Here is a 14305-nt window from a genome sequence, read left to right as displayed (position 1 = left end):
AACATGAAGCGTCGTGAATTAATTCAAAGTGCGGTGGCATTGGGTGTGGTGGGCTCGCTCGGCGGTTTGTCGCCGGTCATCGCTCAGGATTCTGGAGCCTTTCGCAAGGTCAGCAAAGAAGTGCCGCGCTCTACTCCAGGAAAAATCGATGTGGTTGAGTTTTTCTGGTATGGATGTATTCATTGCTACAACTTTGAGCCCAAAGTGAATGCTTGGGCCAAAAAGCTGCCCAGCGACGTGGTGTTCACCAAGGTGCCAATTGTGTTCCAAAGCCAGCGAGTCAACTTCCAAGGCCATCAGCGTCTGTATTACACTCTTGAAGCGATGGGAAAGCTGGATGTGGCGAACATCAAAGTGTTCGAGGCCATGCACAAAGACAAAAAGCAATTGGCCAACGACGCCCAAATTTTCGATTTCGCCGAGTCAATAGGCCTTAAGCGAGAAGAGTTTGCTAACGTATTCAAGTCCTTTGGTGTGAACGCCAAATGTGCACAAGCCAAAGCCTTGTTTGAAAACTACGGTGCCGATGGTGTGCCCACTCTGGGCATTGATGGCAAGTTTTTCACCTCTGCGTCCATTGCGGGTTCTGAAGACAATGCAATTCGGGTTGCGGAAACGCTGATCAAGCGTCAGCGTCAGGCTTAATCGGTTAGGGGGTGAGCATGGGGGCAGTGGTCTGTTGGGGTAGCTTGATTCGCGGTCTGGCAGTGGCCAGCTTGGCGTTGGGACTTGGTGCCTGTTCGAGTGTTCCTCTGGATCAGCCAAGCCCCCCTCCTGCGCCGCGTCAAATTGCAAGCAAGCCCAGTGCGCCACCGCCGGTCAAACATGAAAATTGGGAGCCTGCGCCCCAAGGTGGTGGATACTACTTGGACGATGGCCCCGGCGATCTTCGCCCAGCCAACCTGGACGATCTGCCGTCCGCAGTCCCCCAGTTGGAGCCCATTGCGATTCGCAACACTCGGCCATACACCGTCATGGGTCAAAGCTTCAAACCGCAAACATCGTTGGAAGAGCCTTACACCCAAAAAGGACGAGCCAGTTGGTATGGCAAGAAATTTCATGGTGCCAAAACTGCCAACGGTGAAATTTACGACATGCATCAAATGACAGCGGCGCACCCCACTTTGCCGCTGCCCAGTTATGCCAAGGTGACCAATCTGACCAATGGCAAGTCTGTCATTGTTCGTGTGAACGACCGAGGCCCCTTCTTGCGGGGCCGAATTATCGACCTAAGCTACGCCGCGGCTTTTCAACTCGACTACATTCGACAAGGCAGTGCAGACGTGCTGGTTGAAAAAATGACACCCGATGCAATTGCCCAATACCACGCCGATAAAAATGGCAGGCAGCTGGCCAACAATGGCGTGCGTGTTGAGCAAGTTGGCATGCCTAAGCCATCAGCCTTGGTGCCTGCTCACCGGACACCGCTCTACCTTCAAATTGGCGCATTCGGCAGCAAAAGCAACGCCGAAGCCTTGGTGAATCAGGTTTCCACCAATCATGAAAGTTTTGGCAAGGTCAGCCAAATTTTGTCTGAGTCGGGGGTTCACCGCGTCCTGGTAGGGCCATTCATGTCAATTGACCAGGCCAATGAAGCGGCCATCGAGCTCACTGCATTTGTTAACGTCGAGCCCGTCATCAAGCAAGACTTGATCCTGCCCTGATCGTCCCCAAATCAAGAATCAGCCCGCCAAAGGGCAACACACCCAACTAAGGAAAGGCATGGAGCAATATCACGGAACCACCATTTTGTCCGTACGCCGGGGCAGCAAGGTTGCACTTGGTGGCGACGGGCAGGTTACTTTGGGCCACATTGTGGTCAAAGGCTCAGCGCGCAAGGTTCGCCGCTTGCATCACAATAAAATTCTCGCTGGGTTTGCGGGCGGCACGGCCGACGCGTTTACGCTGTTTGAGCATTTTGAGGCACAACTTGAAAAACACTCGGGCCACTTGCTGCGTGCTGCGGTAGAGCTGGCCAAGGAATGGCGCACCGATCGCATGCTGCGCAGGCTAGAAGCCATGCTGGCCGTGGCCGATGAAAATCATTCCCTTATTATTACCGGCAACGGTGATGTACTGGAACCCGAGCAAGGTCTGGTGGCCATCGGCAGCGGCGGCGCGTATGCACATTCCGCAGCCAAAGCATTGCTTGAAAACACCGAATTGCAGCCCGAAGAAATCGTGAAGAAAGCACTTACGATTGCCGGCGAATTGTGTATTTACACCAACCAACACCACACCATCGAAGTGCTGCCATGACTCAATTGACCCCCGCAAACATTGTTGAAGAACTCAACAAGAACATTGTCGGCCAAGATGCTGCGAAACGCGCTGTCGCTGTGGCACTTCGCAACCGTTGGCGCCGCATGCAAGTGGCCATGCCTTTGCGCCAAGAAATTACACCCAAAAACATTTTGATGATCGGCCCCACAGGTGTGGGCAAAACCGAGATTGCACGTCGCCTTGCCAGGCTTGCCAATGCGCCTTTCATAAAGATCGAGGCCACCAAGTTCACTGAGGTGGGTTATGTGGGTCGCGATGTCGACACCATCATTCGCGACTTGATGGAAATTGCATTGAAGCAGGTGCGCGAAGAAGCGCAGGGCGGTGTGGTTGAAGAAGCCAAGACAGCCGCTTTTGATCGTGTACTGGATGCTTTGCTGCCTCCCGCACGCGATTTCGGATTCACAGAAAAAGCGCCGGAACCCGACGAAAACCGCACGCGGATTCGTTTTCGTGAAAAGTTATTCGCAGGCGAACTCGACGACAAAGAAATTGAAATCGAAGTGGCTGCAACGTCACCCAATTTGGATGTGGTTGGTCCCCCCGGCATGGAAGAGCTGACCGGGCAATTGCAATCCATGTTTCAAAACATGTCGGGCGGCAAGAAAAAGTTGCGCAAAATGAAAGTGTCTGAGGCACTGAAGGTCATTCAAGATGAAGAAGCGGCCAAGCGAGTAAATGAAGAAGAAGTGCGCGCTAAAGCAATTGTTCGCGTTGAACAAGACGGTATCGTGTTTCTCGATGAAATCGACAAAATCGCCACCAAGGCCGATGGCCGTGGCACCGATGTGTCTCGCCAGGGTGTGCAGCGCGATTTGTTGCCATTGGTTGAAGGCACCACGGTCAACACCAAGTACGGCATGATAAAAACAGACCATATTTTGTTTGTGGCCAGCGGCGCATTCCACTTGTCCCGTCCTTCGGACCTTATTCCTGAACTTCAGGGTCGCTTCCCGATCCGGGTTGAACTGGAATCGCTTACCGTGGACGATTTCAAGCGAATTCTGACCAGCACGGACGCCTGTTTGACCGAGCAGTACAAAGCCTTGCTGGCCACCGACGGTGTAGAACTGGAATTCACCGACGAAGGCGTGCGCAGGCTGGCCGAGATAGCATTTACTGTGAACGAGAAAACCGAAAACATTGGTGCTCGACGTTTGTACACAGTGATGGAGCGTCTTTTGGAAGAAGTAGCTTTTGATGCCAATGGCCAGCCGAAAGCTGTAACAATTACAGCTGAATTTGTTGATTCCCGCCTGGGTGAAGCCGCCAAATCGGAAGATCTCGCGCAATTCATTCTCTAGAATCGGCTGATCGGCATTGCCGCATCATTTGTCCGGGTAGATTGGCTTTAAAATGTTTTTTGTGCCCACATTTCTACCCGGACAGCCCATGACCACCGACATTCTTACCCCAGCCATCAAAGCCAAAGTTTTGTCCGAGGCGCTGCCTTACATTCGCCGTTTCCATGGCAAAACCGTGGTGGTGAAGTACGGTGGCAACGCCATGACTGATGTCAACCTGCAAAAATCATTTGCGCACGATGTGGTGCTGCTCAAGCTTGTGGGCATCAACCCGATCGTGGTGCATGGTGGGGGCCCACAAATCGATGAGGCTTTGCGCCGTATCGGCAAGCAGGGCACATTCATTCAGGGCATGCGTGTAACCGACGAGGAAACCATGGAAGTGGTGGAGTGGGTACTCGGTGGCCAGGTGCAACAAGACATCGTCATGATGATCAATGAACACGGCGGCAAAGCCGTGGGGCTGACTGGTAAAGATGGTGGCCTTATTCAGGCACGCCGCATGAAACTGGCTGACAAAAGCGAACCTGGAAAATTTCACGACATCGGTTTTGTGGGTGAGATTGCATCCATTGACCCCGCCATTGTGAAAGCCTTGCAAGACGATGCTTTTATTCCTGTCATTTCACCCATCGGTTTCGGTGAAGACGGCATGGCCTACAACATCAACGCAGACTTGGTGGCTGGCAAAATCGCTGAAATATTGAAAGCTGAAAAGTTGATCATGATGACCAACACGCCTGGTGTTCTGGACAAAGACGGCAAGCTGTTGACCGGGCTGACCGCCAAGCGCATTGATGAGCTGTTTGAAGACGGCACCATTTCAGGTGGCATGCTACCCAAACTGTCCTCAGCCATCGAGGCGGCAAAAAGCGGAGTAAACTCGGTTCACGTGGTAGATGGTCGTGTGCCGCACTGTCTGTTGCTCGAAATTCTCACCGATCAGGGTATTGGCACCATGATCCGAAGCCACTGATTACGCGCGGGCCAATCCGCGAAACACGCAGGGGGAGATATGTCGAACAAACGAATACCCAATCTGTCGGTCACCGATGGTTTTGATTTTGTAAAAAAAATCTGGGGAAATTTACCAATCCCCAGCGTAATGAATCCCACCACCGATCTCGACGAGCTCGACAAACGGATTTCCGATTTGAAAGCAGTCGAGCAGTGGTTGAATGTCAACCTCAGCATGTTGCGCGCCACAATTCAAGGGTTGGAAGTGCAGCGCGGCACCATTGCGACCATCAAGTCTTTTAGCTCGAACTTGGGTTTGGGTGGCGATCGCCCAAGCGATGTCAACAAAGCCGTGAATGACGAACTGATTCGAAACGCCATGCAGGCTGCAGTGGCCCCGCCGCCGGTCCCTCGAGTTGAGCCCGTGGCACCCCGCATGCCAGATCCCGATCCAGAGCCAGCGGACAGTGATGCAAGCGCTGCCTCGCAAGAATCATCCAAAGCCATGATGTCCAACGCAACCGCATGGTGGGGCTTGTTGCAAGATCAGTTCAACAAAGTGGCGGCGGCAGCCATTACAGCCCCTGGACTGAATCCCGACGGCGAAGCTGCGGCTAAGAAAGTTGCAGCCGCTGCAGCAAAACCCAAGGTCAAGCGCGCGTCAACTCCGCGTAAAAAGCCGGCAAGCAGCACTACCACCAAGGCTCGCACCACGCGCACAAGGACTTAGATGTTTCGATTTGGCCACGCCACACACCCCAACTGGAGGGAAGCACTTGAACTCGTGTTGGTGCAGCTCGAAGGCCAAATGCAACTGGAGCAGTTCGCAAGCGACATCACTCGGCCACAGAAGCTGGGCCTGATTTACGCCACTGAAGCATTTGCAGAAACCATGCCGCAAATTTTGCAAGGTTTAAAACAGCGAACCGGTTTCAAAGACTGGGTGGGTGGCATTGCGCCCGGGGTTTGCAGCAGTGGCGTGGAGTACTACCAAGAACCCGCATTGGCCGTCATGTTGATGGAATTTCCTGCAGACTCTGCTCGTGTTTTTTCAGGCAAGGTGCCCCTTCCAAAGCCTGGCACACTCACCGCCTCGGGTCGGGAAGCCATGTCTTCTGCGCTAATACACATCGATCCTTTGACAGAAGACATCGACGACCTGCTTGATGACTTGTCATTGAAAGTCAGCACCCGTCAAATATTCGGTGGGCTTGTTTGCGCAGGCGCGGCAAAAACGCACATTGCAATCGAGCCTTTGTCTGGCGGGGTATCTGGCGTGGTGTTTGCCAGTGGCCTGCCCATCGAGGTGCGTATGACCCAAGGCGTACAAGTGGTGGGTGCTGAACATGAAATTACTGGCTTGCGCGGTAATTTTGTTGAAGAACTCGATGGTCTTCCTGCACTCGATGTCTTGCTCACCGACCTTGGCTTGCAGCCCGACACCGATGAAGAAAATCCGGCCAATCAGGCCGCCGATGTGTTGGCCAAACGATTCGCCCACGGTTTGTTTGTAGGCCTAACCGACCAATCGCTGGCCGAGGCAGTGGCCTTAAGGGGCATTTCAGCAGGTCGCTCGGAAGCGCATCAACTTAAGGTTCGCCCGGTTGTGGGCATGGACCCCAACAAGAAATCTCTGGCCGTGGCCGAAGACTTCAAGCTGGGTGACCGCCTTTCATTTTGCACACGCGATGAAAACTCAGCCCGAATGGACCTAACCCGCATGTGTGCTGAACTTCGTGAAGACTTGGATGCACCGGCACCCAAGCTGAACGAACTTCAGGCTGCTGGTTTTTCTGGAATCCATTCTCAGCGCAAACCGCGTGGTGCAGTGTACATTGCATGCAATGGGCGAGGCGCAGCACTTTTTGGCTTGCAAGGCGTCGAGCAACAAATTGTGCGCGAACAACTTGGCGACATTCCCTTGATCGGGTTTTCTGCCAATGGTGAAATTTTCCGGGGTGCCCTGTATGGGTACACGGGCGTGTTGGCCTTATTTTTCTAAATTTGATTACGAATATGAATATTTTGATTCTGGCTGCAGGCAAGGGCACGCGAATGAAATCCGCCTTGCCCAAGGTGCTTCACGCTGTGGGTGGGCAGTCCATGCTGTCGCGCGTTTTGGGTACTGCTTCACAATATGAAAACCCACATGTGGTGGTTGTGGTTGGTCATGGTGCGCACGAAGTAAAGCAACACTTGGCGTCGAATTCCAGCGTTCATTTTGCAGAACAAACCGAGCAGCTTGGCACGGGCCATGCCGTTCAATGTGCCAGCTCCGCCTTGGCAGACCACCCGGTTACGCTGATTTTGTACGGCGATGTGCCGCTTATTCAGTTTGATTCTTTACGACCCCTGGTGAAGGCCGCACAGGCTGGTCAGCTGGGTTTGATGACATTGAACATGCCAAATCCGCAAGGCTATGGGCGCATTCTTCGCGATGCAGAAGGCGCAGTGGTTGGCATTGTCGAACAGAAAGACGCCACGCTCGCCCAGCAGGCCATCACGGAAGTCAATACCGGCATTTTGGCTTGCCCCACGGTGCAGCTTAAGCAATGGGTCAGCCAGCTCAGTAACAACAATGCTCAAGGCGAGTACTACCTCACCGACATCATTGCCATGGCGCATGCCGAGGGCTTGCTGGTGCGCACTTCGCAGCCTGCAAACAGTTGGGAAGTCTCTGGCGTGAACTCTCGCATTCAGCAGGCAGAACTTGAGCGAATTTGGCAGTTGCACCAAGCTGAAAAACTGATGCTGGAAGGTGTGCAATTGCTCGACCCCGCACGAATTGATTTGCGCGGCGATCTGGTCTGCGGCACTGACGTGTCCATCGACGTGGGCTGTGTGTTTCAGGGCAAGGTGAGCTTGGGCAACAATGTGTCGATTGGCCCCTACTGTGTTCTGAATAACGTCACCATTGCGGCGGGTACGCGCGTAGAGGCTTACTCCCATTTGGCAGATGCAACCGTGGGTGAAAATGCCGTCATTGGCCCCTACGCACGCCTGCGCCCCGGTGCCAAGCTGGGCAATGAAGTACACATCGGCAATTTCGTCGAGGTGAAAAATGCAAGCATTGCCCACCAGTCCAAGGCCAATCACCTGGCCTACATCGGTGATGCGCAAATTGGCGAGCGCGTAAACGTGGGTGCAGGCACCATCACCTGCAATTACGATGGGGCGAACAAACACCTCACCATCATTGAAGACGACGTATTTATTGGCTCCGACACCCAGCTGGTTGCGCCAGTCACCGTGAAAAAAGGTGCCACACTCGGTGCTGGCACCACGCTGACCAAGGATGCACCTGAACATGCGTTGACTGTTTCACGCGCGAAGCAAGTTACGATCACGGGCTGGAAGCGCCCGGTCAAATCAACCAAAAAATAAAGGAATACCTCCCACCATGTGCGGAATAGTCGGCGTACTTTCAAAAACCAACAGCGTGCCAGTGTTGATTGATGGCCTGAAAAAACTCGAATACCGCGGATACGATTCCGCAGGTTTGGCCATTCAGTCCAATAGCGATCAATCCATTCAACGCGCACGCAGTGTGGGCCGCGTTGTTGAACTCGATTCCACCACCAAAACACTGGCCGCCCGCATGGGCATTGCCCACACACGTTGGGCCACGCACGGCGTGCCCAGCGAACGCAACGCTCACCCGCACGTCAGTGAAGGGCAGGGCATTTCAGTCAGTGTGGTGCACAACGGCATCATTGAAAATCACGAAGACATTCGTAGGGCACTCACCGCGCAGGGCTATGTATTTCAATCCGACACCGACACAGAAGTAATAGCCCATCTGTGCCACAAGCACTTGGTGCAAGGCCTGCCATTGTTGGCTGCGGTGCAGGCCACAGTCAAGCAACTGGAAGGAGCGTTTGCCATCGCAGTGATTTGCAACACGGCACGATTGAATTTGGTGGCCTCCAAGAAAGGCGCACCATTGCTGGTTGGGCATGGCGAAGGCGAATTCTTTCTGGCCTCGGATGCCTCCGCTTTGGTGGCATACACAAAGCTGATTACTTACCTTGAAGAAGGCGACGTGGTTCAGTTAGAAACTACAGGCGTGTCTTTTTACGATGAGGCTGGCAACACCGTCGAGCGGCCTATTATCGAAAGTCAGTTGTCAGCCGATGCGGTGGAACTGGGTCCCTACGCCCACTACATGCAAAAAGAAATTTATGAGCAACCCGGCGCCATTGCCGCCACATTGGAAATGGTCAGCAATGCGTCGGCCGTCAAGCCCGAGCTGTTTGGCGCCGAAGCGGGCGATGTTCTTCCCGGTATTCAGCAGGTGCTGATATTGGCTTGTGGCACAAGTTACCACGCCGCTTTGGTTGCGCGTTACTGGCTTGAATCAATTGCCGCCTTGCCTACCAGCGTGGAAATTGCCAGTGAATATCGCTACCGTACCAGTGTCAGTTTGCCCAACACCTTGGTGATTACCATTTCGCAATCTGGCGAAACAGCCGATACATTGGCAGCGCTGGAACACGCCAAATCTCAAGGCATGGTGAACGCCTTGTCCATTTGTAATGTGCCAGAATCTGCGCTGATTCGCGCTAGTAAATTAAGGTTTCTTACACGCGCAGGCCCAGAAATCGGCGTGGCTTCCACCAAAGCATTCACCACTCAGTTGGCCGCGCTGTTTACCTTCACCATGGTTATGGCCAAGCTGCGTGGCAAATTGTCTGCTGATCAAGAGAAGACGTTAATCACTCAGCTTCGGCATTTGCCTTTGGCCATGCAGAACATCCTTGCACTTGAACCTGAAATCAAGGAATTGGCCGCGAGTTTTGCAGAAAAGCGGCACGCACTTTTCCTGGGGCGTGGCGTGCATTATCCAATCGCCATGGAAGGTGCGCTTAAGCTGAAAGAGATCAGTTACATTCACGCAGAAGCATATGCCGCTGGCGAGTTAAAGCACGGCCCGCTAGCACTTGTAGATGCCGACATGCCCGTGGTTGCCGTTGCTCCGAAAGACACCTTGATTGAAAAATTAAAATCGAATTTGCAAGAGGTGCGCGCGCGTGGTGGCGAACTCTATATTTTTGCCGACCGCGACACCAAAATTGAAAAAGCCGATGGTGTGCACGTCATCAATTTGCTTGATCATGCCGGGCACTTGTCGCCCATTTTGCACACCCTGCCTTTGCAGTTGTTGTCTTATCACGTGGCCTTGGTCAAGGGCACGGATGTTGATAAGCCCCGCAACCTTGCGAAGTCGGTTACGGTCGAATAACCGTTTTTGCTTCATCGTCTTTGAACTTCCGCAAGGCTTTTTCGGAGCCTTGCATGCGGCTTAGTTTCTCAGCCACCCGGTGAAACAAACCGGGTGCCAAAACCAAAGGTGTAATCGTCTTTGGCGCAATAATTTTGCGCTGGCGTTTTTCAATTCCCCGGTACATCGCATCAATGACCTGTTCGGGCTCCACTGCACCAAAAGCGCCTTTGTGCCCACCCCACAGTACGCCCGCGTTCACCTCCTTAATCATGGCAGTATTCGTGAAAGTAGGGTGCACGCAACCTACATCAATACCGTCCAGTGCCAGTTCTTGTCGTGCCACATCCGCCAATGCCTCCACCGCAGCTTTGGACGCAGCGTAGTGCCCCATCAGCGGCGTGTGAATCGCGGCAGCAAGAGATGAAATCACTTGCAAGTAACCTTTTGTCTCTCGCAAATAGGGAATGCCGGCACGAATTGTGTTGAACACACCATTCACATTCACCTGCATCACTGCATCAAAATCTGCAGGATTCATGTTTTCAATTGAACCCATTTTTAGAATACCCGCATTGGCCACAATCACATCAATTCGGCCAAACCTTTCTTTGCATTCGGCCATGGCCAATTCAAGTTCAACCTGATTGCATACGTTGGCCCTGCAGCCTGCAATCGCCTCGCCGCCCAAAGCGTCCACCTGTTGAAACACTGCATCTGCATTCACATCCACAATGAAGGCTTTTCCGCCTTTGATCAATACGCGCGCGGCCAAACCAGCGCCCAAACCGCGTGCACCGCCTGTAATAAAAACCACTTTGCTTTTCATGATGAAGTCCAAATAATTAAAATCATATTTTTTCAATGAAATCGATGCAGTCTGCAGCAAAACGATCCGGTGCTTCTTCCATCGGAATGTGTCCAATTTCGCGGTAAATCTTTAATTCTGAATTTGGAATGTCTTTGTTGAATTTCACCGCCATTTCTATGCTGACCCAACGATCGTTTCCGCCCCACACAATCAGTGTTTTGCACTGAATTTCCGGCAATCGTTCAGGGCCCAATTCACCATCGGTAAACACGCCCACCATCTTGCCCACCGCACTGCGGTTGGGCTTGTGCATGAACAGCTCCAGATATCGGTTCAGAACCTCTTTCTTCAATTTCCGTTTGTCGCCATACACATCGCGAACTGCCATGCGCAACAAGAAGGCAGGCACTGTGTACTGGGTAAGCCAGGCAATCGGTTTAATGGTGAACAAGGTAATGTAAATCGGCAAGGGGGCGTGGTACCCCACCGCATCTGAAATAATCAAGCCGCGCACGCGTTCAGGGTGGCGTTGGGCTTGGTCCCAACTCAAAAATCCACCGAATGAATTCCCGATCATCACGCACTTTTTAACTTGCAGTTCATCCAGCAGTGCATCAACAAATCGCTGATAAAAAGCCACATCCATCTTGCGCACTTTCCCGTGTTCGTCCAGCACCGGGCCAGTCAGTCCAAAGGGTGGTAAATCGAATCGAATTATTCTGAACTGCTTGCTCATGTGGCTGCACACATCGTCCCATGTGTGCAGGCTCGCAGCAAAGCCATGAATCATCACCACATCAGGCCCACTGCCCTCAATGCTCACGTGCACATCAATGCCCATGCAGTGCACAAATGTCGATGTGTTCAACGCATGTTTTGCGCGAAGCGCGTGTGCGCCTGGGCCAGCCCATCCAAACTCATTCAGCAGCGTGTTCAAATCGAGTCTCCTGATCGTTGTGTTTGAATAGAGTGTAGAAGTACCCTAGCATCGGCGAACTTGATTACAATCAAGTTCAATTGACATTTCCGGACAAAACTATTTTCGTTATGCCAGCACGTCGAACCGTTGTCAGCGTCAAAATTTTATGCGATCTGGGTATGCGTTTGGGCTCTCCCCTGAATGCATTGCTTACAGGCTCTTCCATTTTGCCTGCACAACTCGCGGATCCTCATCTTGAAATCGATCCAGATCAGGAGCTACAAGTCATACACAACCTGGTCCGTTTGCACGGCAAAGTGCCGGGTTTGGGGTTGATGGCTGGGTCTGAATATCACTTAACCACCTATGGTATTTGGGGTTATGCGCTTATTACCAGTCCGACTTTTCGACAGGCAGTTGAGTTGGGCTTGCGTTACCTCGACCTTACATTCGCATTTTCAAAAGTAGAGCTAAAACAATCTGCTGGCGTTGCATCCATTGTGTTGTCAGTCGATCATCTTCCGCCTGCTGTGCGTGCATTTGTGGCCGAGCGAGACAGCTCCGCCATTCAGGTTTTGCAACGTGAGCTGTTCGGTGTCAGCTTGCCTTTGCGTGCCATGGAATTCACCTTCGCGCCCAATGCGCCCATGTCCCAATACGAAGCCATGTTTGCCTGCGTGCCGCAATTCAATACAGAATTCAATCGCGCTACTTTTGATGAGCAATGGCTGAACCTGCCGCTGCCAAAATCGAACGAAACCAGTGCCAAGTTCTGTGAAGTGCAGCTCGAAAGTTTGTTGTCGCGACGCATGCAACGGGGCGGTGTTTCTGCATGGTTGCGCAACAAATTGCTGGCTGATATTTCTTCATCGCCCAGCCTGGCACAAATTGCCACCGACCATTTCATGACTGAACGCACGCTGCGCCGCCGATTAACCACTGAGGGCACCAGCTACCGCGACCTGCTCACCGAAGTTCGGCAAACCATGGCCGAAGAATTACTCACCTCCACAGGTCTTAGCGTGTCGGAAGTGTCGTCCCGGCTAGGTTACTCGTCGCCGTCTGCATTCATTCACGCCTTTCAGAAGTGGCATGGCTGCTCACCGCGTCAATTTCTTGATACTCGACCTGAGCAGGTAAAGCGCGATTAATCCAGGAATGGCCGCCGCAGTCGAGAAAATAAAGAAATCGCTCCATCCGTATCCCGCAACCACATAGCCAGCCGGGGCGGCCAGATACACCCGACCCATTGCTGCAAGTGAGGAAAGCAGCGCGTACTGCGTTGCTGAAAATTCTTTGCTGCACAGGCTGGTCAGCAGGCCGACAAATGCAGCAGTGCCCATGCCACCGCACAGGTTCTCAACAAATACTGCGCTGCCCATGGCCCAAATGTTGGGCTCCATAATCGACAGCACCCAGAACGACAAATTCGACACCGCCTGAAAAATTCCGAACAGCATCAACGACCCATACAGGCCCATCCGTGTCATTAAGGCGCCGCCCAGAAATGCTCCCATCAAGGTAGCGATCAGGCTCACTGTTTTGTTCACTGCACCCACTTCAGTCAGGGTGAACCCAAGCCCTTTCAGCAAAAAAGCAGTGGTTAGCGAGCCTGCAAATGCATCGCCCACCTTGTAAAGCACAATCAACAGCAGAATCCAGATTGCAGCTTCTTTGTTCAAAAAGTTGCGTGTGGACTCTTTCACAATGTCGAACAACTTCCTTTTTACCTCTCGTCTGGCAAGGTCCTCGGGTGTGTCCGCAGTGGGGCTGAATGCTGTAATTACCGCGCAGGCCGCAATCAGGCCCGCCATCAGCAGGTAGGTGCCAGTCCAGCCCAGAAACTCCCCAGCCAGAATCAAGGCCAAGCCGCCAGAAACCAGCATCGCGACTCTGTAGCCCGTCACATAATACGCGGCACCCAACCCCCTTTCCTGGGCAGGAAGCAGGTCGGTTCTATAGGCGTCGATCGCCATGTCCTGGGTTGACGAACAAAAAGCAATCGCCACGGCCACTGCCGCCACAGTCCAGGCCGAATGCGCATCCACGAATGCCATGGCGGCAATCAAGGCTGCACAGGCAAGCTGCATGATTGCGATCCAGCCACGCCGCTGATCAAAAAAACCAGGCTTTAGATAATCAAGGAAAGGCGACCATAGAAATTTGTAGGTGTAGGGGAATCCCACCACTGCATACAAACCAATGGTCTTAATGTCTACATTTTCAACCGCCAGCCACGCTTGAAGCGTGCTACCGGTCAAGGCCAAAGGCAGGCCGCTGGAAAAACCAAGAATTAATATACAAATAAGTCGGAAAGGGGGCATGAGGTGTTGACGTTGTGTGAAAAAGCATACATAATCCGGGGTTCTCTTTTGGAGAGATGTCCGAGTGGCTAAAGGAGGCAGACTGTAAATCTGTTGGCGTACGCCTACGCTGGTTCGAATCCAGCTCTCTCCACCAAGAATTCAAGCAGTTTAACCGAGTGTGCCCCTGAAAAGGGGGTCACAAGGTGTGCGGGTGTAGCTCAATGGTAGAGCTGAAGCCTTCCAAGCTTATGACGAGGGTTCGATTCCCTTCACCCGCTCCAGGCTTTTATAGAAAGATGCTCATGTGGCTCAGTGGTAGAGCACTCCCTTGGTAAGGGAGAGGTCGGCAGTTCGATCCTGCCCATGAGCACCATACCGTTTAACCGCACTCCCCAGTTTGGGTGCTCGCACCGAGGTCGTCATGGCAAAAGAAAAGTTTGAGCGTAAGAAGCCACACGTAAACGTTGGAACGATTGGTCACGTAGACCATGGCAAGACAACATT

At 52.8% G+C, this 14305-nt stretch carries 13 protein-coding genes, 3 tRNA genes and 1 pseudogene; 14 read left to right on the top strand and 3 right to left on the bottom strand.

Going from position 1 to position 14305, the window contains the following annotated elements:
• Nucleotides 1–3: 3 nt before the first annotated feature.
• The 9 genes from NSP04_RS10490 to glmS all read left to right on the top strand — a co-directional run bounded on the left by NSP04_RS10490 (nucleotide 4) and on the right by glmS (nucleotide 9786).
• On the top strand, nucleotides 4–645 hold the full coding sequence (locus NSP04_RS10490; RefSeq protein ID WP_257512302.1) for a thiol:disulfide interchange protein DsbA/DsbL: 642 nt from the start codon (nucleotides 4–6) through the stop codon (nucleotides 643–645).
• Nucleotides 646–662: 17 nt separating this feature from the next.
• Complete coding sequence (locus NSP04_RS10485) at nucleotides 663–1664, top strand: septal ring lytic transglycosylase RlpA family protein (protein WP_257512301.1); 1002 nt, start codon at nucleotides 663–665, stop codon at nucleotides 1662–1664.
• Nucleotides 1665–1722: 58 nt separating this feature from the next.
• The gene (gene hslV / locus NSP04_RS10480; RefSeq protein ID WP_257512300.1) at nucleotides 1723–2259 is read left to right on the top strand and encodes an ATP-dependent protease subunit HslV; all 537 of its coding nucleotides are present in this window, start codon (nucleotides 1723–1725) and stop codon (nucleotides 2257–2259) included.
• A complete protein-coding gene (gene hslU, locus NSP04_RS10475; protein ID WP_257512299.1) occupies nucleotides 2256–3587 on the top strand; it encodes an ATP-dependent protease ATPase subunit HslU in 1332 nt (443 codons plus the stop codon). The genes hslV and hslU overlap by 4 nt, the downstream gene beginning before the upstream one ends.
• Before the next feature lie 88 nt (nucleotides 3588–3675).
• The gene (gene argB, locus NSP04_RS10470) at nucleotides 3676–4563 is read left to right on the top strand and encodes an acetylglutamate kinase (RefSeq protein ID WP_257512298.1); all 888 of its coding nucleotides are present in this window, start codon (nucleotides 3676–3678) and stop codon (nucleotides 4561–4563) included.
• Nucleotides 4564–4602: 39 nt separating this feature from the next.
• Nucleotides 4603–5274 carry a PhaM family polyhydroxyalkanoate granule multifunctional regulatory protein gene (locus NSP04_RS10465; protein WP_257512297.1) on the top strand — a complete coding sequence of 224 codons (672 nt, stop codon included), beginning with the start codon at nucleotides 4603–4605 and terminating at the stop codon, nucleotides 5272–5274.
• A complete protein-coding gene (locus NSP04_RS10460) occupies nucleotides 5275–6546 on the top strand; it encodes an FIST signal transduction protein (RefSeq protein WP_257512296.1) in 1272 nt (423 codons plus the stop codon).
• Between the two features lie 14 nt (nucleotides 6547–6560).
• On the top strand, nucleotides 6561–7928 hold the full coding sequence (gene glmU / locus NSP04_RS10455) for a bifunctional UDP-N-acetylglucosamine diphosphorylase/glucosamine-1-phosphate N-acetyltransferase GlmU (RefSeq protein ID WP_257512295.1): 1368 nt from the start codon (nucleotides 6561–6563) through the stop codon (nucleotides 7926–7928).
• A gap of 16 nt (nucleotides 7929–7944) precedes the next feature.
• Nucleotides 7945–9786, top strand: coding sequence for a glutamine--fructose-6-phosphate transaminase (isomerizing) (gene glmS / locus NSP04_RS10450; protein WP_257512294.1), 1842 nt, complete (start codon nucleotides 7945–7947; stop codon nucleotides 9784–9786).
• Here glmS and NSP04_RS10445 read toward each other — a convergent pair.
• Complete coding sequence (locus NSP04_RS10445) at nucleotides 9773–10594, bottom strand: SDR family NAD(P)-dependent oxidoreductase (protein ID WP_257512293.1); 822 nt, start codon at nucleotides 10592–10594, stop codon at nucleotides 9773–9775. The genes glmS and NSP04_RS10445 overlap by 14 nt on opposite strands.
• Before the next feature lie 22 nt (nucleotides 10595–10616).
• A complete protein-coding gene (locus NSP04_RS10440; protein ID WP_257512292.1) occupies nucleotides 10617–11513 on the bottom strand; it encodes an alpha/beta fold hydrolase in 897 nt (298 codons plus the stop codon).
• Between the two features lie 161 nt (nucleotides 11514–11674).
• Here NSP04_RS10440 and NSP04_RS10435 point away from each other — a divergent pair, with 161 nt between their 5' ends.
• Nucleotides 11675–12646: an AraC family transcriptional regulator gene (locus NSP04_RS10435; RefSeq protein ID WP_257512291.1), complete on the top strand. Its 972-nt coding sequence runs from the start codon at nucleotides 11675–11677 to the stop codon at nucleotides 12644–12646.
• On the opposite strand, the gene NSP04_RS10430 is transcribed toward NSP04_RS10435, so the two are convergent.
• Nucleotides 12596–13819, bottom strand: a complete 1224-nt coding sequence (locus NSP04_RS10430) for an AmpG family muropeptide MFS transporter (protein ID WP_257512290.1) — start codon at nucleotides 13817–13819, stop codon at nucleotides 12596–12598. The genes NSP04_RS10435 and NSP04_RS10430 overlap by 51 nt on opposite strands.
• A gap of 50 nt (nucleotides 13820–13869) precedes the next feature.
• On the opposite strand from NSP04_RS10430, the gene NSP04_RS10425 reads away from it, so the two are divergent.
• The 4 genes and pseudogenes from NSP04_RS10425 to NSP04_RS15075 all read left to right on the top strand — a co-directional run.
• Nucleotides 13870–13955: transfer RNA gene (locus tag NSP04_RS10425), tRNA-Tyr, on the top strand.
• 53 nt (nucleotides 13956–14008) lie between these two features.
• Nucleotides 14009–14082, top strand: a tRNA-Gly gene (locus tag NSP04_RS10420).
• 17 nt (nucleotides 14083–14099) lie between these two features.
• Nucleotides 14100–14174, top strand: a tRNA-Thr gene (locus tag NSP04_RS10415).
• Nucleotides 14175–14222: 48 nt separating this feature from the next.
• Nucleotides 14223–14305 (top strand): annotated as a pseudogene (locus NSP04_RS15075) (GTP-binding protein); the annotation flags it as partial.

The sequence above is a fragment of the Limnobacter parvus genome (genome assembly GCF_024623725.1).
Classification (GTDB): Bacteria; Pseudomonadota; Gammaproteobacteria; order Burkholderiales; family Burkholderiaceae_B; genus Limnobacter; species Limnobacter parvus.
The sequence above is the reverse complement of the archived record's forward strand: the minus strand, read 5'-3'. Positions and strand labels throughout refer to the sequence as shown.

Bases quoted from the DNA above. Each gene is read 5' to 3' on its own strand.
- NSP04_RS10490 (WP_257512302.1), top strand. From the start codon at position 4: ATGAAGCGTCGTGAATTAATTCAAAGTGCGGTGGCATTGGGTGTGGTG.
- NSP04_RS10485 (WP_257512301.1), top strand. From the start codon at position 663: ATGGGGGCAGTGGTCTGTTGGGGTAGCTTGATTCGCGGTCTGGCAGTG.
- hslV (WP_257512300.1), top strand. From the start codon at position 1,723: ATGGAGCAATATCACGGAACCACCATTTTGTCCGTACGCCGGGGCAGC.
- hslU (WP_257512299.1), top strand. From the start codon at position 2,256: ATGACTCAATTGACCCCCGCAAACATTGTTGAAGAACTCAACAAGAAC.
- argB (WP_257512298.1), top strand. From the start codon at position 3,676: ATGACCACCGACATTCTTACCCCAGCCATCAAAGCCAAAGTTTTGTCC.
- NSP04_RS10465 (WP_257512297.1), top strand. From the start codon at position 4,603: ATGTCGAACAAACGAATACCCAATCTGTCGGTCACCGATGGTTTTGAT.
- NSP04_RS10460 (WP_257512296.1), top strand. From the start codon at position 5,275: ATGTTTCGATTTGGCCACGCCACACACCCCAACTGGAGGGAAGCACTT.
- glmU (WP_257512295.1), top strand. From the start codon at position 6,561: ATGAATATTTTGATTCTGGCTGCAGGCAAGGGCACGCGAATGAAATCC.
- glmS (WP_257512294.1), top strand. From the start codon at position 7,945: ATGTGCGGAATAGTCGGCGTACTTTCAAAAACCAACAGCGTGCCAGTG.
- NSP04_RS10445 (WP_257512293.1), bottom strand. From the start codon at position 10,594: ATGAAAAGCAAAGTGGTTTTTATTACAGGCGGTGCACGCGGTTTGGGC.
- NSP04_RS10435 (WP_257512291.1), top strand. From the start codon at position 11,675: ATGCGTTTGGGCTCTCCCCTGAATGCATTGCTTACAGGCTCTTCCATT.
- NSP04_RS10430 (WP_257512290.1), bottom strand. From the start codon at position 13,819: ATGCCCCCTTTCCGACTTATTTGTATATTAATTCTTGGTTTTTCCAGC.